Here is a 19,348-nt window from a genome sequence, read left to right on the forward strand (position 1 = left end):
AGGAGCCGATATGGCCGGGGCAGGCAGAGAACACGTTCCCTTCCATGGTTCGCCCCGGCCCACCATAGGCATCGAGTGGGAGATCGCACTCGTCGACAAGGTGAGCCGCGATCTATCGAATACCGCTGCGGCGGTGTTCGATTCGCTGGGCGACCTGCACGCGCACGACGGCACCCCGCAGGTGACCAAGGAGCTGTTGCGCAATACCGTCGAGCTCGTCACGGGGGTGCACGAAACCGTCGGCGACGCGGTCGAGGATTTGCACGGGACCATGACCGCGGTCCGGCGCGCCGCCGACCCGCTCGGCGTCGACCTGTTCTGCGCTGGCACCCATCCGTTCGCCCAGTGGTCGGCCCAGCAGCTGACCCGCTCGGAGCATTACGACGAGCTGATCGAGCGCACCCAGTGGTGGGGCCGCCAGATGATGATCTGGGGCGTGCACGTGCACGTCGGAGTTTCGCACCGGGACAAGGTCTTTCCGATCCTCAACGCGCTGCTGATGCAGTATCCGCACCTACTATCGCTGTCCGCGTCCTCGCCGATGTGGGCGGGTTCCGACACCGGCTACGCGAGCAACCGGACGCTGATGTTCCAGCAGCTGCCGACGGCCGGTTTGCCGTTCCAGTTCGAAAACTGGCGCGGCTTCGAGCATTTCGTGCACGACCAGTTCAAGACCGGGGTGTTCGAGCAGCTCGGCGGCATGCACTGGGACATCAGGCCAGCGCCGAAATGGGGCACCATCGAAGTGCGGGTGTGCGACGGCGTATCGACGCGCGCCGAGCTGGCGGCCATGGCCGCGCTGATCCACTGCCTGATCGTCGATCTGGACCGCAGGCTCGAAGAGGGCGAGACGTTGCCGTCGCTGCCGCCGTGGCATGTGCAGGAGAACAAGTGGCGGGCCGCCAGGTACGGGCTCGACGCGATCATCATCGTTGATGACAAGAGCAACGAGCGACTGGTCACCGACGACGTGACCGACCTGCTGAACCGGTTGGAGCCGACCGCGAAACGGCTCGGCTGCGCGGACGAATTGGCGTTCGTCGCGGACATTCCGGAGCGAGGTGCGTCATATCAGCGACAGCGTAAGGTCGCCGCCGCGGCGCAGGGTGACCTGGTCGCGGTGGTAGACGCGCTGGTCAAGGAGCTCGAGCAGTAGTTGACCCGGTGGGTTGAGTTGCCAGTATTCACCCGCCACGCCGGCTGCCGTTCCCAAGTGTTCAGTCGGCAAGTGGGATGGCGTTCACCCCCCGTTTACTATGGTCGACGTGCTTGTCGAAGATCCGGGACCCAGAGTAGGAAGTGCCGCTCCTCGGTTGCGTGTGCCGCCGACCCGGGTATGGGTCGCGGCGGGCGTTGCCGCGGTGCCGGTGCTGTTGATCGCGCTGCAAATCGTGGCGATGCGCGAAGGGTTCCAGGGTCCGCTCGGCAGTCTGTGGCAGGACTATGTCGGCACGCCCAAGTCGATGTCGGTGCCGTGGGCGGGCTTGGTCCTTGCGCTGGTTGGCATTTCGACGCGGCGCCGGATCATCGCGCTGAGCGCGGCCGTCGCCATCGACGTGGTGTGGGCCGGCATTCGGCTGCTGGCCGGTGCGTCGTTCGCGATCGGGAACGGTCCGGTGCTCGTGCTCACCGGGCTCGCGGTGTTCGCCTGGCTGCGCTGGGACGGCACCGAACGGCGCAACGCGCTGCACGCCGCCGCGCTCGGCGCGCTGCTCATCCTCGCCACCAAGGTCGGCGATGTGTGGTTGCACGTCACGGTCATGAGCAGGCCGACGGTGCTCGACGAGTACGTGCTGCTCGCCGATCACGCGCTCGGCGATCCGTCCTGGGTGATGGGCCGGGCGCTCGACGTGCTCGGGCCGGTCGTCTACGGGGTGCTGCACTGGGTCTACATCGAGTTGCCGGTCGCGGCGATCGTGGTCGCGGTGTGGCAGCTGCGCCGGGTGGTGTCGAGCGGGCGTTGGCCGACCCACTATCTGGTGCGCACGTTTCTGGTGCTCGGGCTGGTCGGCCCGATCGTCTATGTGATCTTCCCGGTGGTCGGGCCGATGTTCGCGTTCGGCTCGGACGGGCACGGGCTGCAACTTGGCAACTACTGGCCGGGGGTGGTGCCGCCGCTCGACCGCAGTCCCATGCCGATGGCGTTCGACTCCGCGACCCCGCGCAACTGCATGCCGTCCATGCACACGGCCTGGGCGCTCTCGGTGTTCCTGCACACCCGCCGCGACACCGACGGCGGCCCCGCGCCGAGCGTGGTGCGCTGGGGCGGCGCGTTCTGGCTGCTCGCCACGGTGACCGCGACCCTCGGCTTCGGCTACCACTACGGCGTCGACCTCGTCGCGGGCGCGGTACTGTGTCTGACCGTCGAGTCGGCACTGCGCGCCCCCGAACGCGGCTGGGGCTGGTTCCGCATCCGCCTCGTCGCGGGCGGCGCGTCAGTACTCGCCATACTGCTGCTGTCCTACCGCTACCTACCGGTCTCAATGGCCGAATACCCAGTCCTCGCAGGCACCGTGGTCCTCGCCCTACTCGCCGCCCTCGCCGCCGCCTTCCACGCCACCTGGTTCGCAGGCCAACGCCAAACCGCAGCCTCGCAACGTGAAGTAGAAACCGCCTCGCGCTGAATCCGCCGTGGCTCTGAGCTATTCGTAGTGGTGGCGGCAGGCGACGATCTTGGCTGTGTCGTCCTCGATGACATACACGATGCGGTGTTCTTGGCTGATGCGGCGGGACCAGAGCCCAGCGAGGTTTTGGCGCAGCGCTTCTGGTTTGCCGATGCCTTCGTAGCCGTTGCGGGTGATGTCGTCGATGAGTTTGTGCACCCGTTTCAGGGTCGCCCGATCATTGGCCTGCCACCACAGGTAGTCGGCCCAGGCATTGGGGGTGAAAAGTATCTTCACTCGACGATTTCCTCGTCGTCAGTGTCGATCAGATCGTGGGGTTCGACTTCTCCGGCTCGCAGTTGCGCTATCGACCGCTCCAAGTGCCGGGCATTGGCGGGATTGCCCAGGAGGTATGCGGTTTCCTTCAGTGACTCATACTCGCGAAGGGAGATGACTACCGCGGGCTCGTGCCCGGCGCGAGTGATGACGACCTCCTCGAAGTCTTCGGTAGCCGAATCCAGGACTGCGGCTAGGTTGGCGCGTGCCTCGGTGATGGAAATGGGTCGCATCGCAGTTCCTCTCATGGCGGTCGTGCCCTTCACTGTACGTGATTACGTACAGTGACCAAAGGTTTTGGAATCGAGTGCGCGGGCGGGGTTCAGTCGATGGTGTCGCCGAGTTCGTTGACGGTTAGTAGGCCGTCGCGGTGGCTTTGTTCGCGGTAGGCGGTGCGGCTGATGAGGTGGGCTACTACGGGGGCGGTGAGGAGGGTGAAGAGGCCTACGAGGACTAGGGCCCAGACGTTGCCGTGGCCGAAGAGTTCGATGCCAGCGCCTGCCAGCACCAGGATCAGGCCGATCACTTGGGGTTTGGTAGCGGCGTGCATGCGGGTGAGGGTGTCGGGGAAGCGGACGATCGCGATCGAGGCGGTCAGTGCCAGGGTCGCGCCGAAGAGGATGAGGGCGCCGGAGATCCACTGCCACACGGTCATTGGTCGCCTCCGGGCCTGGATATCGTTTGTTCGTCCTGCACGCGGAAGCGGGTGACGGCGGCCGAGCCGAGGAAGCCGACCAGGGCCAGCGCGATGATCGCCGGGATGATCGTGGTGTCCTCGCTGTAGGCGGCCCAGACTGCCAGCCCGGACGCGGCGATCGCCATCAGTGAGTCGATGCCGACGATCCGGTCCAAAGTGTCCGGCCCGGCGAGGATGCGGTAGCTGGTGATCACGGCGGCGGCCGTCAGCAGCACGCCCGCGATGATGGCGACAACCTTCACGGGGATACCTCCGGTGGTCTGGCCGGTGTGGAACGCCATTCGGAATGGCGCTCGAACGAGGAGATGAGCAGCTTCTCCAGGCGCCTGGTCGTCCGGTAGAACTTGTCCACCGCCGCGTCGCTGCTCACATCGAGCACATGCACGTAGACGACGCAGCGCCGCCGATCGATCTCCAGCACCATGGTGCCAGGGATCAGGTTCAACAGGTCCGTGCACAGTACGAGCACCAGATCGGATTTGGTGCTCAGGTAGACGCGCAGCACCCCGGACACCGGCGGCGGCGCTGGCCGGATCGCGAACCAGGCCACCTGCAGGCTGGACTCGATCGCGTAATACGACGCAACCACGATCAATTCGACCATGGACAGCGGATGCAGCCGCCCGTTCACCGGCACCCGAGGCAGCGGCAGCGCCACCATGATCAGCGCGCCGACCGCGACCCCGGCCAGCAGATTGGCGATGCTGAGATCGCCCCACAGCGCGATCCAGACGACGGTGAGCCAGCTCAGTACGCCGACCCTGACGACGGTCTCTCGGCTCACCCCGCGCATGCCTGCCCCTCGCTCGCGCTCGGCGATGCGCGCATGATTCGCTCGTTCATCGGGCCGCTCCCGGCTCGGCGGGCGAATTGCCAAGTACCGCAGTGATATACACGCCGGGATCGCGCAGATCCTCGGCCGCCCGGTCGGCGATGCCGAGGATCGGCCCGGCGAGCACCGTCAGACTGAGCCCGACCGCGACCAACGCCGCCGTCGATCCGACCATCAGCAACGGCATCCGGCCGGGGTGCGTGCGTTCGTCGTAGAGCACGTCCGTCGAATCCTCGATCAGCGACGGTGTTTTCGCGGCGGTGAGATGCCCCTCGGGCGCCTCCGCGCGCGGCCGCCAGAAGGCCTTGCTCCACACCCGCGCGATGGCGTACAGCGTGAGCAGGCTGGTAAGCACCGAGCCGGCCACCAGCGTCCAGGCCAGCACGCTGCCGTTCTCGGCGCCGGCCTGCAACAGCGCGACCTTGCCGATGAATCCCGAGAACGGCGGTATACCACCGAGATTCAGCGCGGGTATCAGGAACAGCACGGCCAGTAGCGGACTCGCCGTTGCCAGGCCGCCGAGCCTGCGCAGCGAGGTCGAGCCCGCCTGCCGCTCGATCAAGCCGACCACCAGGAACAGGGCGGTCTGCACCAGAATGTGGTGCGCCACATAGAAAACCGCGCCGGACAGTCCGGCCGTGCTGGCGAGCCCGACCCCGAAGATCATGTACCCGATGTGGCTGACCAGGGTGAACGACAGCAGTCGCCGGATATCGCTCTGCGCGATCGCGCCGAAGATGCCGACCAGCATGGTGAGTAACCCGCACACCAGCAGAATCGAGTCGAACTCGCCGCCGGGGAACAGCAGTGAATGCGTCCGGATGATCGCGTACACACCGACTTTGGTGAGCAGCCCGGCGAACACCGCGGTCACCGGCGCCGGCGCGGTGGGGTAGGAGTCGGGCAGCCAGTTCGACAGCGGGAACACCGCCGCCTTGATGCCGAACGCCACGAGCAGCACCGCGTAGATGGCCGTGCGGGTGCCCTCCGGTATCGCGCCGAATCGCTGGGCCAGCTGGGCGAAGTTCAACGTGCCGGTGGCCGCGTAGGTCATGCCGATGCCGGTCAGGAAGATCAGCGACGACAGCATCGAGACCATCACATACGACACACCGGCGCGGATCCGTTCCTCGGTGCCGCCGACGGTCAGCAGCACGAACGACGCGGCGAGCAGGATCTCGAAGCCGACGAACAGGTTGAACAGGTCACCGGCTAGGAACGCGGCCGAAACGCCCCCGGTCAGCACCAGATAGGTGGGCCGGTAGATCGAGGTGGGTTGCCGTTCGTCCCCGTCTCTAATGTTCTGTCCCGAACCGTAGAGCGCGACGGCCAGCAGCACGATCGACGACACGAGCAGCATCCCCGCGGATAGCCGGTCGACCACCAGTGTGACGCCGATCGGGGTCTCCCAGTTGCCGACCTGCAGCGCGGTGGTGCCGTCGCGATCGGCCAGGTACAGCAGCAGTCCGCAGATGACGACCACGGCGGTGAGCGCGCCGAGCATGAAGGTGCGCTGGGTTCGTGGCCTGCGCCCGAAGACCAGGGTGCCTGCCGCCGCGAGCAGCGGAACAAGCACTGGCAGCGGCATGAGGATCGGCAGCAGGCCGGGGGAGAGGGTCAATCTTCCGGGTCCTCTCGCTCGCGCCTGCGGGCGACATCGACGTCTTCCTGGTCGTTCTCGACATCATCGGTGGTGGTCATGGTGAACGAGCGGTAGGCGAGGGCGAGCACGAAGGCCGCGAGGCCCATGGTGATCACGATCGCGGTGAGCACCATCGCCTGGGCAAGTGGGTCGGCGGTGTCGCGATGGGTGGTGTCGGTCTGGCCCTGGATCGGCGCGCGGCCGTCCCGACCGGCGAGGGTGATGATCAACAGGTTCACCGCGTTGCCGAACAGGATCAGGCCGAGCAGCATCTTCGACACCGCGCGCTCGAGGATCAGATACACCCCGCAGGCGACCAGGATGCCGATCACGATCAGCAGCGTCAGATTGGCGGTCATTTGGCGGAACCCCCTGTCGCCGAAGCGGTTTCGCTCGTGCCGAGCTCGCTGTCCAAGCGCGCGCCGAGGCTGCGCAGCACATCGAGCACCAGGCCGACGACGATGAGGTAGACGCCGAGATCGAAGAACAGCGCCGTCACCACCTTGACATGGCCGAGCAGCGGCAGCGTCACCTCGAAGATGGCCGAGGACAGCGGGGGCGCGCCGAAAAACAGTGAGCTGACCGCGGTTCCGGCGGACAGGGTCAGCCCGGCGCCGAGCAGATGTCCCGCGTCGACCGGCAGCGCCTCGCCGAGTTCGTAACGGCCACCGGCCAAATAGCGCAGCGTCAGCGCGAGCCCGGCGGTGAGCCCGCCCGCGAAACCGCCGCCGGGCGCGTTGTGGCCGGAGAAGAAGAAGTACACCGAAAGCACCATGATGGTCGGGAACACCAGCCGGGTGGTGATCTGCATGACCATCGAGCGGTCCGCGCGATCGACCAGTCGGCCGGCGGGCAGCCAGCTCACCAGATCCGGGTCGTAGAGCGGTGAATCGGCGGCGCGCGGTGCGCTGCCGAAACGGCGGCTGCGGAATACCAGCGAGGCGACGCCGGTCGCGGCGACGACGAGCACCGAGATCTCGCCGAGGGTGTCCCAGCCGCGGATGTCGACGAGCAGCACGTTGACGGCGTTCTTGCCGCCGCCGAATTGGTAGGCGGCGTCCGGGATTCGGTGCCAGATCGGTTCGGCGGTGCGGGCGGCGGTGGCGAACGCGCCGAGCACCGTGACGGCCGCGCCGACCAGCGCGGCAAGCACCGCCCGTCGTGCCTTGAACGGAGTCGCCCGGCCCGCTTCGATTTCCGCGGGGAACGCGCGCAGCACCAGCACGAAGATCACCAGGGTCAGTGTCTCGACCAGGAATTGGGTCAGCGCAAGATCGGGCGCACCGTGCAGTGCGAAGATCACGCCGCAGCCGTAACCGGTGACGCCGACGACGAGCACGCTGGCCAGCCGGTTGCGCAGCACCGTCGCGCCGAGCGCCATCGCGACCATGATCGCGCCGATGACCGCCTGCAGCGGCGAATCCCACAGGCGCAGTTCGACTCCGGTGCGGGTGCCGATGGCGAGCAGCACGCTCGGCAGGATGATCAGCGTGCTCAGGATCGTCGCCTGACTCAGCGGCAGCGATCCGCGCTGCACCGCACCGGTCATCCGCAGCGACAGCCGATCCATGCCGCGCAGCGTCGCGTCGTAGGCCCGGTCGGCGTTGCCGAGCCGAGGCCGGGCGGGATCCCTGAGCCGGTCGCGCAGCTGGAACAGCGTGACACCGCCCGCGATGACCACGACCGTCAGCGCCAACGGGACCGTAAAGCCATGCCACAGCGATAGATAGGACAGCAGGTCCTCGGCGAACGTCTCCGCGTAGGGACTCAGTAGGCGGTCCGTTCCCGGCGCCGCGAGACCCGCGGCCAGGCTCGCCACCGCGAGCACCGCGGGCGCGGCCAGGAACAGCGCCCCCGGCGCGTGCCAGCCACCGTCTTCGATAACGTGCCGTTCATCGCCACTGGAAGCCGCTGGGGCCGTACGGCTTTCGGTGGCGTAGTCGGAGACTCGGCGCACCCGGTGCGCGCCGTGCGCGGTCGGCCGCGCGACCCCTTGCTTGTCCGCGAAGGCGCCCCAGACGAAGCGGATGCTGTAGCCGACGGTCAGCATGGACCCGAGCACGACGCCGACCGCGAGCGCCACCCGGGCCGGCCCGGCGAGGGTGTCCGCGTCCAGGATCGCGGCGAGCGCGCTTTCCTTGCCGACGAAGCCGATCAGCGGCGGAATCCCGGCCATGCTCAGCGCGGCGAGTATCGCGATGCCGCACAACACTGGTGCGCGCCGGCCGAGACCGGACAGCCTGCGCAGATCCCGGGTGCCCGCCCCGTGATCGATGATCCCGACGACCATGAACAGGCACGCTTTGAACAACGCGTGCGCCACGATCATCGCGACCCCGGCCAGCGCCGCCTCGGGAGTGCCGATGCCGACAAGCACGATCAGGAAACCGAGCTGGCTCACCGTGCCGAACGCGAGCACCAGCTTCAGATCGACCACTTCTAGCGACCGCAGCCCGGCGAGCAGCATCGAGGCAACCCCGAGGGTGAGCACCAGCGGATGCCACACCGGGTTCGCCGCGAACACCGGCGCGAGCCGCGCCACCAGGTACACACCGGCCTTCACCATGGCCGCGGCATGCAGATACGCGCTGACCGGCGTCGGCGCCGCCATCGCGCCGGGCAGCCAGAAGTGCAGCGGGACCACGGCGGACTTGCTCAGCGCGCCGATCAGGATCAGCACCACCGCGACGTTCACCGCGAGCCCGCCCGGCGGCTGCGCCCGCGCCAGCAGATCGGAGAGCAGGTAGCTGTGGTTCGCCTCGCCGAGGATGATCAGCCCGACCAGCATGGCCAGCCCGCCCGCGCCGGTCACCAGCAGCGCCTGGATGGCCGCGCGGCGGCTGTTCGCCTGCTCGGCATTGTGGCCGACGAGCAGGAACGACAGCACCGTCGTCACTTCCCAGAAAACAAAGAGCAACAGCATGTTGTCGCTGGTGACAAGTCCGAACATGGCACCGGCGAAGCCGACCATCTCGGCCGCGAATACGCCGAGGCGCGGCTCGTCGTCCTCGAAGTAGCGGGCGCAGTAGCACAGGACAAGCGCGCCGACGCCGAGCACAAGCGCGGACATGATCGCGGCGAGCGAATCGAACCGCAGATCGATGTTCATCTCGATGCTCGGCGCCCACTCCAGCCGAACCCGCTGTGTGCTACCCCAATTCGCGATGACCCAGCCGAGGCTGCCGAGCGGGACCAGCGCAAGCACGTAGAAAGCGTTGCGTCCCAGCGCCCTTACCCACAGCGGTGCGACGAGCGCGGCTGCGGCGAGGGCGAGCAGGATTGCGAGCAAACTGCACTCCGTCGGGTAGGGGCGGCGGGGTGGTGCGGGAACAATCCTACGTGGAGCCTGGGGATTTCCGCGTCCTCGTCGACTATGGCGTCGGGTACATGGTGCCGTGAGGGCTATATATCCGCTAACGCTTCGTCCGCCGAGGGGTCGGTCGGTTGCGCCCGCCCGCGCGGCCGGAAGTGGTGCAATACGGCGAGGCCGACCGCGCTGCCGAGCACGATCGCCAGCGCGGCGCGCCCCGGCGTGGTGTCGTGTGCCGCGCTGTCTGGCACGTGCCAGCTCTTGCTGTCGTCCGGCAGCACGGAGATGGCGGTCGGCAGGTAGAGGGCGGCGAGGGCGAGCACGCCGCTCGGCGCGTACCGCGGCCGGGCGGCGGCACAGCAGTAGCCTGCGGTGAGTGCGAGCACCGCGCTACCGGCCGAGAAGAGGATCCAGTTCGTCTCCGGTGACGTCAGGATGGCGAAGACCGCGATACCGGCGAGCAGCGTGACGGCCAGCGGCACCGAGGGCCTTCTTGCACCGGCGAGCAGGCCGACCGTGGTCAGCGCGAGCAGCACCCACACGCTCCAACCGGGCCTGGCGGCATACCCGAAGGCATCGGCGACCGCGGTCAGACTGACCGCGAGATAGACGCCGTATCCGTCGCGGCCGGGCAGCAGCATGGCCGCCGCGGTCGCCGCGAACACCGTTGCGGCGGCGGTGAGCCCGATATCGACCGCGTGGTCGATGGCCGGCGCGTTGTTGTACTGCTTCTGCAGCCATTCGGTGACGGCGAGGATCACCAGGGCGAGCACCATGGCCGCGAGGATCGGCGCCACCGGCAGCTCGATCGATAGTCGGGGCGGCGGGTCGGGCGCACCGGTTTTGGACCGATTCCGCAGTGCGCTGAGGACAAGCAGCACCATCGCCACGCCGATCAGCCAGCTCGGGGGTGTTTCCAGCACGTCGAACGGATCGTCTTCGATGTCGAGGAAATCCGCGAGGTCGCTGAACACGAAGAATCCCGCGCAGCCGAGCGCGAAGCCGGCGGCGAGCGGCGGCTTGCGCAGTGCAGCGACACCGAGCCCGCCGAGCAGGATTCCGGCGCACACCGCGTCGGCGTAGTTCTGTGTGGTGAGCATGTCGGCGGACGAAACATGGCGTCCGGCAATGTGATTGGCCAGCTGCGCGACGGTGCCCGCCAGCGCGACCAGCCACGCGGTCGCCGGGCGGGACGCGGTGCCGACCAGCACCGCGACCGCGACGGCGACGATCACGCCGATGGCCGCGCCGCGCGGCACGCTGTCCCACAGGTTGGTGATCTGGTATGGCGTGCTTTCCCGGATCGACGAGAAGGTGACCGGCAGGAACAGCGTCACACCCGCGACCGCGGCTCCGAAGAAGGCCGTGACCGCGTCGAACGCATCACCCATCCGCCGCACGTGCCGAACATACCTGCGCTCGACCTGCGATTCTGTGATTGCCATCACTTCGCGGTGGCATGTCGAAATGGGTGAAATGCCAGAAAGCTGCCGTTTACGGTGAGTTTGCCGTACTGCCGGTCATTGTTAGAGATAGCGCCCTTCGCTGCCCATGGGCTGGCCCCGCGTCTCCGCGTACCCGCGCAGCGATTCGACCTGCAGCGCGTCCAGCGAGGGCCGGACCGCCATCCGCGCCGCCGCCACATCCGCCGCGGTGACATCGGCGGCGTCGAGATCGCGGCGCATCGCGGTGAGCGCGGCCTCGCGCAGCAGCGCGGCGCAGTCCGCCGCGGAGTATCCGTCGAGCTTGCGGGCCAGCGCGGCGAGGTCGACATCGGCGGCTAGCGGGACCGAGCGTCCCGCGGTGCGCAGGATCTCCAGCCGGGCCGCACCGTCCGGCGGCGGCACGAAGACCAGCCGCTCCAGTCGCCCCGGCCGCAGCAGCGCGGGGTCGATCAGCTCCGGCCGGTTCGTCGCGCCGAGGACAACCACATCGCGCAGCGGTTCCACCCCGTCGAGCTCGGTGAGCAGCGCGGCGACCACGCGGTCGCCGACGCCGGAATCGCCGGACTGGCCGCGCCGCGGCGCCAGCGCGTCCACCTCGTCGAGGAAGATCAGCGACGGCGCGGAATCGCGTGCGCGCTGGAACAATTCGCGCACCGCGCGTTCGGAGGAGCCGACCCACTTGTCCATCAGCTCGGCGCCCTTCACCGTGTGCACGCTGAGCTGACCGGTACTGGCCAGCGCCCGCACCAGGAAGGTCTTGCCGCAGCCGGGCGGGCCGTAGAGCAGCACGCCGCGCGGCGGGTCGATGCCGAGGCGGGCGAACGAATCCGGGTGGCGCAGTGGCCATAACACCGTCTCGGTCAGCGCCTGCTTGGTCGCCACCATGTCGCCGACCTCGTCCAGGGTGAGGCTGCCGATGGCGAGCTCGTCCATGCCCGAACGCGACAGCGGCCGAATCACTTTCAGCGCGCCGAGCAGATCCGGTTGGGTCAGTTGCGGATCGGCGTGCTCTTTGCTCGCCCGCGACGCGGCCCGCAGCGCCGCCTCCCGGCACAGCGCGGCCAGGTCGGAGACCACGAATCCGGGTGTGCGCGCGGCGATCTCGTCGAGTTTCAGCTCTGCCGTCGGCACCCGGCGCAGTAAATGCTCTAGCAGCGACTTGCGCACGGTCGCGGTGGGTAACGCGAGGGCGAGTTCACGGTCGCAGAGGTCGGGTGCGCGCAGCCGGGGATCGATCCCGGCGGGGTGCGCGGTGGTGGCGAGGAAGGCGACGCACGGCTCGGCGACCGCGGCCCGCAGCTGATCGAGGATGAGCGTGGCGACCGGTTCGGCCTGCGCGGGCAGCAGCGCGTCGATATCGGTGATCAGCAGGATGCCGCCCTGCCCGGAACAGACGTCGGCCACCGCCTCGGCCACCGCGCGCAGCCGGGTGCCGCTCTCCGCGGCCCCGACCGTCGGGCCGTCCAGCTCGACGATGCGCCGCGGTGCGGTGACCGCGCGGGCCAGGGTGGCCTTGCCGACCCCGGCCGGGCCGGTGATCAAGACGCCGAGACGTGGTGTGGCACCGAGGGTTTTGAGCAGTTCGGGTTCGTCGAGGGCCAGGCTCAGCCACTCGCTGAGCTTGGTTGCCTGACTGTGCGCACCGGCCAGATCCTTGACGGTGATCAGCGGATCGGTGTCCCGGGTGGCCGTGCTCCTTCCGTCCGATGCGCCGAGCGTGCCCGCCGCGCCGTCGAACGAAGCCGCCTCGGTCACGCCACGGGACGCCTCGCCCGGCGGGATCGGTGTCCCGGCCAGTGCCCGGTCGGCGGCGTCCATGGCCGCGACCACCCCGGCGCCCCAGACGACCGCGGTGTTCGGCTGCACGCTGACCGGGCCACGCAGATCGGTGGCGGTGACGGTGAGCAACTCCGTGGTCCACGCGATGCCGAAGGTGCGTGAAAGTGCTTGGGAGGCAGCGGCGGAGCTGATGTCAGGGCCGAGGTCGCGCGGCAGCAGCGAGACCGTGTCGCCGACGGTCACCACCTTGCCGAGCAGCGCCTGGCGCAGCGTCGCCGCCGGGATGGTGCGGGTGGCGTGCACCGAGCCGCTCACCGAGATCTGCTTGGCGCCGTACACGGTGACCGGCGCGACGACAACGGTCGCGTCCTCGCGCAGGCCCGCATTGGACAGCGTCACGTCATCGAGCAGCGCGACCCCGGCCGGGGTGTCCGCCGGTGCCATCCCGACCACCGCGGCGGTGCGGCGCGCGCCGACCAGCGCGATACCGTCCCACTCGCGCAACCCGAGCGCGGTCAGCGCCTCCGGGTGCAGCCGCACCACGCCGCGGCGTGCGTCGGCCGCGGACGGATTCAATCGAGCGGTGAGCGCCAGTTCTGCCACTGTGCCATTCTGCCGCGCCGGAGCGCGGTCGTGGCCTGCTACTTGTTCTTCGGCACGATCCCGGCGGCCACCGCGACCGGCGTATCGGCCACGCTGCCCGACAGACAGACCAGCTTGGCCGTGCCGAGCGCCACATTCGGGCTGCCCGCGAACGAGCTGTCCGGGTGCGCCGCCAGGATCTGCTCGATCAGCGCCTTCTCCGCGTCGGTGTCCAGCTTCTTGAACTCGCCGCAGGTGGCCTTCGACGGATCGCTGGTCGCCGGGGTGCTCGGCTGATCGGCGGTCGGCGCGCTCGCCTGCGTGCCGGTGCTCGACGCGGCGGCCGGGGCCGGCGTGTGCGCCACCGACGTCGAGTTCGTGGTCGTGCCGCCCTTGCGCAGTCCGTTTGCGTCGGCGGAATCGTTCGAGGACTGGCCGCAGCCTGCCAGCAGCAAAGCCACCGTCCCGGTGGCCAGGACGATGGCGGAAGTTCGCTTCATACCGTGCTTTCCCCGGTGGATCTGTGTCGATGGGCGCCGGAACTCCCGGCACGTTCGGGGTGCAGCGTACCGGGTGCGCGGGATTTCAGTGGATGTGTGCCTGCCAGTCCGCGGGCACCCTGCTGCGCGGGCCTGGCGCGCCCTGGTCGGCCGGGTGGCTGTTCGGCGGGGCGAGTTCCGGTCCGTCGCCGTACATTTCCTCGGTCAGGAAGTTGAAGTACCAGTCCTCACCAGGCTCGAAGCTCTGAATGAACGGGTGGCCGGTGTCTTTCGCGTGCTTGCTCGCGTGCTGGGCGGGCGAGGTGTCGCAACAACCGATGTGCCCGCACTGCGCGCAGCGGCGCAGGTGCACCCACCAGCCTTGCGCGGCTTCGCATTCCACGCAGCCGGTGCCGCTTGGCGGCACGGCGGTATCGATGCCATCGAGCTCTTGCGTCATCGTCGACCTCCTGAAGTGGGTTCGGGTTCGGCCTGATTCTCCTCCGCCGGATCTTCGGGCGCACGGTTCAGTGGCAGCCAGACGGTGAATCTGGTGTTGCCGGGCTCGGAGTCGACCTGGATGTCGCCGTCGTGCTTGTTCACCACGATCCGGAACGAGATGTCGAGGCCGAGCCCGGTGCCCTCGCCCATCGGCTTGGTGGTGAAGAACGGCTCGAAGATCCGGCTGCGCACGTCGTCCGGAATGCCGGGGCCGGTGTCGCCGATTTCGATGACGGCACAGTCGTTTTCGTGCCTGGTGCGGATGGTCAGGGTGCCCTGTCCGTGCATCGCGTACACCGCGTTGTCGATCAGGTTGGTCCACACCTGGTTCAATTCCGCTGCGTAGCAAGGCACCTGGGGCAGCGCGCGGTCGTAGTCCTTGACCACCTTGACCCCGTCGCCGATCTTGCGGCTGAGCATCACCAGCGTGCTGTCGAGCAGGTCGTGGATGTCGACCACCTGGAACGGCGCCCGGTCCATCTGCGAATACTGCTTGGCCGCGTTGACAAGTGACGAGATGCGCGTGGTCGAATCGGCGATCTCGTTCATCATCAGCTCGGTCTCGATGGTGTAGTTCAGCCACCGGATCGCGCCCTGGAATACCTGTTCCGTGCAGCCTTCGAGGGTGGCCGACACCCGCTCCAGCCAGTCGACGTCGAACCCGGCCTGCACGAAGTTCGGCGCGAGGCTCCAGCCGTCGGTGATGCCGTGCTCGTCGAGCCAGTCGCCGAGCACGTCCTCGCGATCGGCGGCCTCCATCGGCGTCAGCTCGGGTGCCTTGGCCACCTGCGCCGCGGCTTCCTCCTGGAGCCGAACGAGCGCGCCGAGGGACGCGGTGTCGAACCGGCCGTCGGCCATCATGGCCAGCTTGTGCCGCATGCCTGCGATCCGTTCGCGCAGGCCGGAGGTGGCCCGCACCGCGGCGGCGGCGGGGTTGTTCAGCTCGTGCGTCAGGCCCGCCGACAGCGAGCCGAGGGCGAGCAGCCGCTCGCGCTGGCCGATCCGCGCGTTGCTGTTCCGGTTGCCGAAGAACACACCCTCGAGCAGGTGCACCGCCATCGGGAACCATTCGTTCATCATCTGGGCGAAGATCGCGGCGTCGAGCACGAAGAACCGCGACGGCATCGTCACCTTGAGCGATCCGTTGTAGGTCTGGTCGACCTTGTCGCCGATGTAGGCCATCCAGGCGCCCGAGTAGGCGCCGTGGTGCTGGGTGCGGACCAGCTCGATCTCGGTGCCGCCGGACAGCTTGGTCAGCACGACCTCGCCTTCCATCAGCACATAAAAACAGGTGGCCGGTTCGCCCTCGCGGAAAACCAGCCCTGGCTCGATGGTTTCGATCCGCCCGTCCCGGCACAGCCAGTCCAGCTGTTCGTCGTTCAACTTCTCGAACAGGAACAGGGTGCGCAATTCCGCTGGGTCGCAGACATCGCGGCTGCTGCGGTCCGCGTTTTCCGTTGAATTCATCTGTCAGCCTCCTGATTAGGCCAGATACCGGTGCACGAGCATGACCGCCATCGCACCCTCGCCCACCGCCGACGCGACGCGCTTGGCCGAATCGGCGTGTACGTCGCCCGCCACGAAAACGCCGGGCACGTTTGTTTCCAAATGGTGTGGCGGGCGCGGTAATTCCCAGCCGGCCGGTCGCGCGCCGTCGACCATCAGGTCGGGACCGGCCAGCACGTAACCGGCCTGATCGCGCTTGATCAGGCCGTCGAGCCAGTCGGTTTGCGGTGCGGCGCCGATGAACAGGAACAGCCGCTCGGCCTCCGCCTTCTCCTCGTTGCCTGTCTCGTTGTCGCGCAACACGATCTGCTGCAGGTGCTCGTCGCCGTCGGCGGCGATCACCTCGGTATTGGTGTGCACCTTGATATTCGGCAATTGCGCGATCTGCTGGATCAGGTAGTGCGACATCGAGTTGTCCAGCGAGCCGGACCGCACGACCAGATGAACCGTCTTGGCGTTGCGCGACAAGAACACCGCCGCCTGGCCCGCCGAATTGGCGCCGCCGACGATATAGACATCACGGTCGGCGCATTCGGAGGCTTCCGTCATCGCCGAGCCGTAATACACACCGCGCCCGGTGAAGTCGTCGACGCCGCGTGCCGGGTGCCTGCGATAGTCGACGCCGGTCGCGATGATCACCGTGTGCGCGCAGAGCTTGCCGCCGTCGGCGAAGCGCACCGTGCGCGCGGAACCGTTCACCTCGAGCCCGATCACCTCGCGGGTGGTGATCACCTCGGCGCCGAACTTCGCGGCCTGCCGCCGCGCCCGATCCGCCAGCTGGCCCCCGGATACCCCGTCCGGGAAGCCGAGGTAGTTCTCGATGCGCGAGCTCTGCCCGGCCTGTCCGCCGGTCGCGGTGCGCTCGACCAGCACCGTGCGCAGGCCCTCCGAGGCGCCGTACACCGCGGCGCCGAGCCCGGCCGGTCCGCCGCCGACCACGATGAGGTCGTAGAAGTCGCCCGTCGCGTTGACGGTGAGCCCGACGTTCTGCGCGAGCTCGTTGTCCGACGGCTGCACCAGCGTGTCACCGGCAGCCGTGATGATCACCGGGCAGCGTTCGGGATCGGCGCCCGCCGCCTCGAGCAGGCGAGCGCCCTCCGGCTCGTCGGCCAGGTACCAGCGGTAGGGCAGTTGGTTGCGGGCCAGGAACTCGCGCACCTCCGAGGAGCGCGGCGACCAGCGGTTGCCGACCACCTTGGTCTCGGTGACCGGCCGGTGTTCGCTGCCGCGCCAGGCGTCGAGCAGGCCGTCGAGCACCGGGTACAGCTTCTCCTCCGGCGGGTCCCACGGCTTGAGCAGGTAGTGATCGAGGTCGACCACGTTGATCGCGTTGATCGCCGCGTTGGTGTCGGCGTAGGCGGTCAGCAGCACGCGGCGCGCGTACGGGTGCAGGTCCATCGCCTGCTCGAGGAATTCGATGCCGTCCATGCCTGGCATCCGGTAGTCGGCGATCAAGACGGCGACCGGCTGGCCGCGCAATTTCATCTCACGAAGCGCTTCGAGCGCCTGGGCGCCCGATTCCGCGCGCAGAATCCGGTAATCGGCGCCATAGCGGCGTCGCAGGTCGCGAACGACCGCCCGGGAAACACCCGGATCGTCGTCGACGCTCAGGATGGCCGGTTTCGTGGCAGCGGGTGAAGTCACCTAACGAGTATGAATCCTCGGTGCAAACCGTGTCGCGGGCGTTTCACTCGTGGCGTATAAGTCGGGTGTCACAGCATGTCGTGCCGGATCAGGTCGAGTTCATTGGGGGTGAGCAGCCGCTCGAGTCGCTCGGCGGCGGGTCCGCGCGCGGGCGGGCCTTCGTCGGAGTCGTTGGCGGGAAGCAGCGGAACATGTTCCGCGTGCCGACGGTGTAAGAGGGAGCGCAGGTTCACGGCCGATCACCTCACGTTGGACGGAAGATATCTGGAGGCAGTGTCTTTGCTTCTTCTATCCGGCATTGTGCGCTGGCCATTACCGAGATCGATGGACAACATGCGGAATGTGACCCAACTGTCTTCCCGATTTAAACGCGCATTACTCCGTGATCGCGAATTTCGGCAGCGTAACTACCTGCGCCGCATAGGACAGCCCCGCGCCGAACGCGATGAGCAGCGCGGTATCGCCAGGCGTGGACTGACCCTTGCGCAGCATCGCCTCCATGGCCAGCGGGATCGACGCGGCCGACGTATTGCCGGTCTCCTCGATATCGTTGGCCAGCGCGCAGTTCTCCGGCAGCTTCAGCACCCGCGCCATGATCTCGATGATCCGGCCGTTGGCCTGGTGCGGAATCATCGCGTCCAGGTCTTCGGTGGTCAGCCCGGCCCGGTCGATGGCGTCGCGGCAGACCTTCTCCAGCGAGTGTGCGGCCCAACGGAATACCGCGGTGCCCTCCATCGCCAGGTAGGGGCGCACCGCGTCGGTGCCCTTCTCCTCGATCTCGCGGAAGAACTCGACCCAGTCCTTGTCCTGCCGGATCGCGTGATGCTGGGTGCCGTCCGAACCCCACACCGTCGGGCCGATGCCAGGCTCGTCGGACGGGCCGACGATCACCGCGCCCGCGCCGTCGGCGAACAGGAACGCGGTCGAGCGGTCCTTCGGATTGATGGTGTCGGTCAGCTTCTCCACGCCGATCACCAGCACGTGCGCGGCGGTGCCGCAGCGGACCAGGTCCGACGCCAGCGCGAGCGCGTGGCAGAAGCCTGCGCAACCGGCGGAGACATCGAACGCGGCCGAACCGTTCATGCCGAGTTCCGTGGCGATCCGCGGTGCGGCCGCCGGGGTGAGCAACAGGTGGGTCGACGTCGCGACGATCACGCAGTCGACCTGATCGACGGCGATGCCCGACGATTCGAGCGCACCCTGTGCCGCGGCGACGCTCATGCTCTGGACGGTTTCGGATTCCCCCGCGAACCGCCGGGTCTTGATCCCGGACCTGGTCTGGATCCACTCGTCGCTCGAGTTGATCGGACCCGCCACCTCGTCGTTGGTGACGACTCGAACTGGGCGATATACGCCGAGTCCGAGGATCGCCGTGTGCTCTGCCCCGGTGGTCTGGGCGATTCGAGCAGCCATGTGCGTCTCCTATGTACCTGCGGCACCGCCGCCGGGTTGTCCCCGAAGCCTCGATCTGGATCCCTCATCGGCCACCACCTACGGAGCCGTAGACATGAGGCCCCCTCATATTAGCCCGAAGACCGGCGTTTCGCCGCGCGTATTCCCACAAACCCCGGGTATACGCCGATTAGCATGCTGAATGCTCAGTACAGCGTGCCCAACTATGCGTTTGCCGCCCTGCTGCGCTCCGGCGGTGGACGCGGATTGCGGAGGACACCATGCTCAGTCTCGGGATTATCGGGTGGATCATCATCGGCGGTCTTGCCGGGTGGATTGCCAGCAAGATCATGAAGACGGACGCACAGCAGGGCATCCTGATGAACATCGTCGTCGGCATCGTAGGCGGTCTGCTCGGCGGTTTCCTGCTGAAGCTGTTCGGCGTCGACGTCGATGGCGGCGGCCTCTGGTTCAGCTTCTTCACCTGTCTCGCCGGTGCGGTGATTCTGCTGTTCCTTGTCGGTCTCGTGACGGGACGTCGAGTCCGAAGCTGACGACACCGTGCCACAGGCTCCTTTCCCGTAAGGTGTGAACGCTTGC

At 67.9% G+C, this 19,348-nt stretch carries 19 protein-coding genes; 3 read left to right on the forward strand and 16 right to left on the reverse strand.

The genetic code is table 11. The features are described 5' to 3' along the window. Window positions 1-10 precede the first annotated feature (10 nt). Window positions 11-1,156, forward strand: coding sequence for a glutamate--cysteine ligase (locus tag OG203_RS28060; protein ID WP_405160257.1), 1,146 nt, complete (start codon window positions 11-13; stop codon window positions 1,154-1,156). A 100-nt stretch (window positions 1,157-1,256) separates the two neighbouring features. After that, on the forward strand, window positions 1,257-2,624 hold the full coding sequence (locus OG203_RS28065) for a DUF5933 domain-containing protein (protein ID WP_405160258.1): 1,368 nt from the start codon (window positions 1,257-1,259) through the stop codon (window positions 2,622-2,624). 18 nt (window positions 2,625-2,642) lie between these two features. Here OG203_RS28065 and OG203_RS28070 read toward each other — a convergent pair whose 3' ends face one another. The 16 genes from OG203_RS28070 to OG203_RS28145 form a co-directional block, all read right to left on the reverse strand. Then, window positions 2,643-2,900, reverse strand: coding sequence for a Txe/YoeB family addiction module toxin (locus OG203_RS28070; RefSeq protein ID WP_405160259.1), 258 nt, complete (start codon window positions 2,898-2,900; stop codon window positions 2,643-2,645). Further along, on the reverse strand, window positions 2,897-3,172 hold the full coding sequence (locus tag OG203_RS28075; protein ID WP_405160260.1) for a type II toxin-antitoxin system Phd/YefM family antitoxin: 276 nt from the start codon (window positions 3,170-3,172) through the stop codon (window positions 2,897-2,899). The genes OG203_RS28070 and OG203_RS28075 overlap by 4 nt, the downstream gene beginning before the upstream one ends. An 89-nt stretch (window positions 3,173-3,261) precedes the next feature. Beyond that, window positions 3,262-3,594, reverse strand: coding sequence for a monovalent cation/H(+) antiporter subunit G (mnhG, locus tag OG203_RS28080; protein ID WP_405160261.1), 333 nt, complete (start codon window positions 3,592-3,594; stop codon window positions 3,262-3,264). Beyond that, entirely contained in the window at window positions 3,591-3,878 is a 288-nt protein-coding gene (locus tag OG203_RS28085) for a monovalent cation/H+ antiporter complex subunit F (RefSeq protein ID WP_405160262.1), read from the reverse strand. The genes mnhG and OG203_RS28085 overlap by 4 nt, the downstream gene beginning before the upstream one ends. Continuing rightward, window positions 3,875-4,420: a Na+/H+ antiporter subunit E gene (locus OG203_RS28090; RefSeq protein WP_405168028.1), complete on the reverse strand. Its 546-nt coding sequence runs from the start codon at window positions 4,418-4,420 to the stop codon at window positions 3,875-3,877. Before OG203_RS28090 ends, OG203_RS28085 begins: the two co-directional genes overlap by 4 nt. A gap of 55 nt (window positions 4,421-4,475) precedes the next feature. Further along, on the reverse strand, window positions 4,476-6,089 hold the full coding sequence (locus OG203_RS28095; RefSeq protein ID WP_405160263.1) for a Na+/H+ antiporter subunit D: 1,614 nt from the start codon (window positions 6,087-6,089) through the stop codon (window positions 4,476-4,478). Continuing rightward, window positions 6,086-6,469 (reverse strand): Na(+)/H(+) antiporter subunit C, encoded by a 384-nt coding sequence (locus OG203_RS28100; protein ID WP_405160264.1) that lies wholly within the window; start codon window positions 6,467-6,469, stop codon window positions 6,086-6,088. The genes OG203_RS28095 and OG203_RS28100 overlap by 4 nt, the downstream gene beginning before the upstream one ends. Further along, the gene (locus OG203_RS28105; RefSeq protein ID WP_405160265.1) at window positions 6,466-9,399 is read right to left on the reverse strand and encodes a Na+/H+ antiporter subunit A; all 2,934 of its coding nucleotides are present in this window, start codon (window positions 9,397-9,399) and stop codon (window positions 6,466-6,468) included. Before OG203_RS28105 ends, OG203_RS28100 begins: the two co-directional genes overlap by 4 nt. 113 nt (window positions 9,400-9,512) lie before the next feature. Further along, window positions 9,513-10,865: a hypothetical protein gene (locus OG203_RS28110; protein WP_405160266.1), complete on the reverse strand. Its 1,353-nt coding sequence runs from the start codon at window positions 10,863-10,865 to the stop codon at window positions 9,513-9,515. An 81-nt stretch (window positions 10,866-10,946) separates the two neighbouring features. Beyond that, window positions 10,947-13,247, reverse strand: a complete 2,301-nt coding sequence (locus OG203_RS28115) for an AAA family ATPase (protein ID WP_405160267.1) — start codon at window positions 13,245-13,247, stop codon at window positions 10,947-10,949. Window positions 13,248-13,285: 38 nt separating this feature from the next. After that, window positions 13,286-13,726 carry a hypothetical protein gene (locus OG203_RS28120; protein ID WP_405160268.1) on the reverse strand — a complete coding sequence of 147 codons (441 nt, stop codon included), beginning with the start codon at window positions 13,724-13,726 and terminating at the stop codon, window positions 13,286-13,288. A gap of 85 nt (window positions 13,727-13,811) precedes the next feature. Then, complete coding sequence (locus tag OG203_RS28125; protein WP_405160269.1) at window positions 13,812-14,165, reverse strand: UBP-type zinc finger domain-containing protein; 354 nt, start codon at window positions 14,163-14,165, stop codon at window positions 13,812-13,814. Continuing rightward, window positions 14,162-15,673 carry an ATP-binding protein gene (locus OG203_RS28130; RefSeq protein WP_405160270.1) on the reverse strand — a complete coding sequence of 504 codons (1,512 nt, stop codon included), beginning with the start codon at window positions 15,671-15,673 and terminating at the stop codon, window positions 14,162-14,164. The genes OG203_RS28125 and OG203_RS28130 overlap by 4 nt, the downstream gene beginning before the upstream one ends. Window positions 15,674-15,688: 15 nt before the next feature. After that, a complete protein-coding gene (locus OG203_RS28135; protein WP_405160271.1) occupies window positions 15,689-17,356 on the reverse strand; it encodes an FAD-dependent oxidoreductase in 1,668 nt (555 codons plus the stop codon). Between the two features lie 68 nt (window positions 17,357-17,424). After that, complete coding sequence (locus OG203_RS28140) at window positions 17,425-17,589, reverse strand: hypothetical protein (protein ID WP_405160272.1); 165 nt, start codon at window positions 17,587-17,589, stop codon at window positions 17,425-17,427. A gap of 142 nt (window positions 17,590-17,731) precedes the next feature. Next, window positions 17,732-18,769: a beta-ketoacyl-ACP synthase III gene (locus tag OG203_RS28145; protein ID WP_405160273.1), complete on the reverse strand. Its 1,038-nt coding sequence runs from the start codon at window positions 18,767-18,769 to the stop codon at window positions 17,732-17,734. A 260-nt stretch (window positions 18,770-19,029) separates the two neighbouring features. On the opposite strand from OG203_RS28145, the gene OG203_RS28150 reads away from it, so the two are divergent. Next, window positions 19,030-19,302: a GlsB/YeaQ/YmgE family stress response membrane protein gene (locus tag OG203_RS28150; RefSeq protein WP_405160274.1), complete on the forward strand. Its 273-nt coding sequence runs from the start codon at window positions 19,030-19,032 to the stop codon at window positions 19,300-19,302. The last annotated feature ends 46 nt before the right edge of the window (window positions 19,303-19,348 follow it).

This window comes from Nocardia sp. NBC_01499, assembly GCF_045040275.1.
Lineage (GTDB): Bacteria > Actinomycetota > Actinomycetes > Mycobacteriales > Mycobacteriaceae > Nocardia.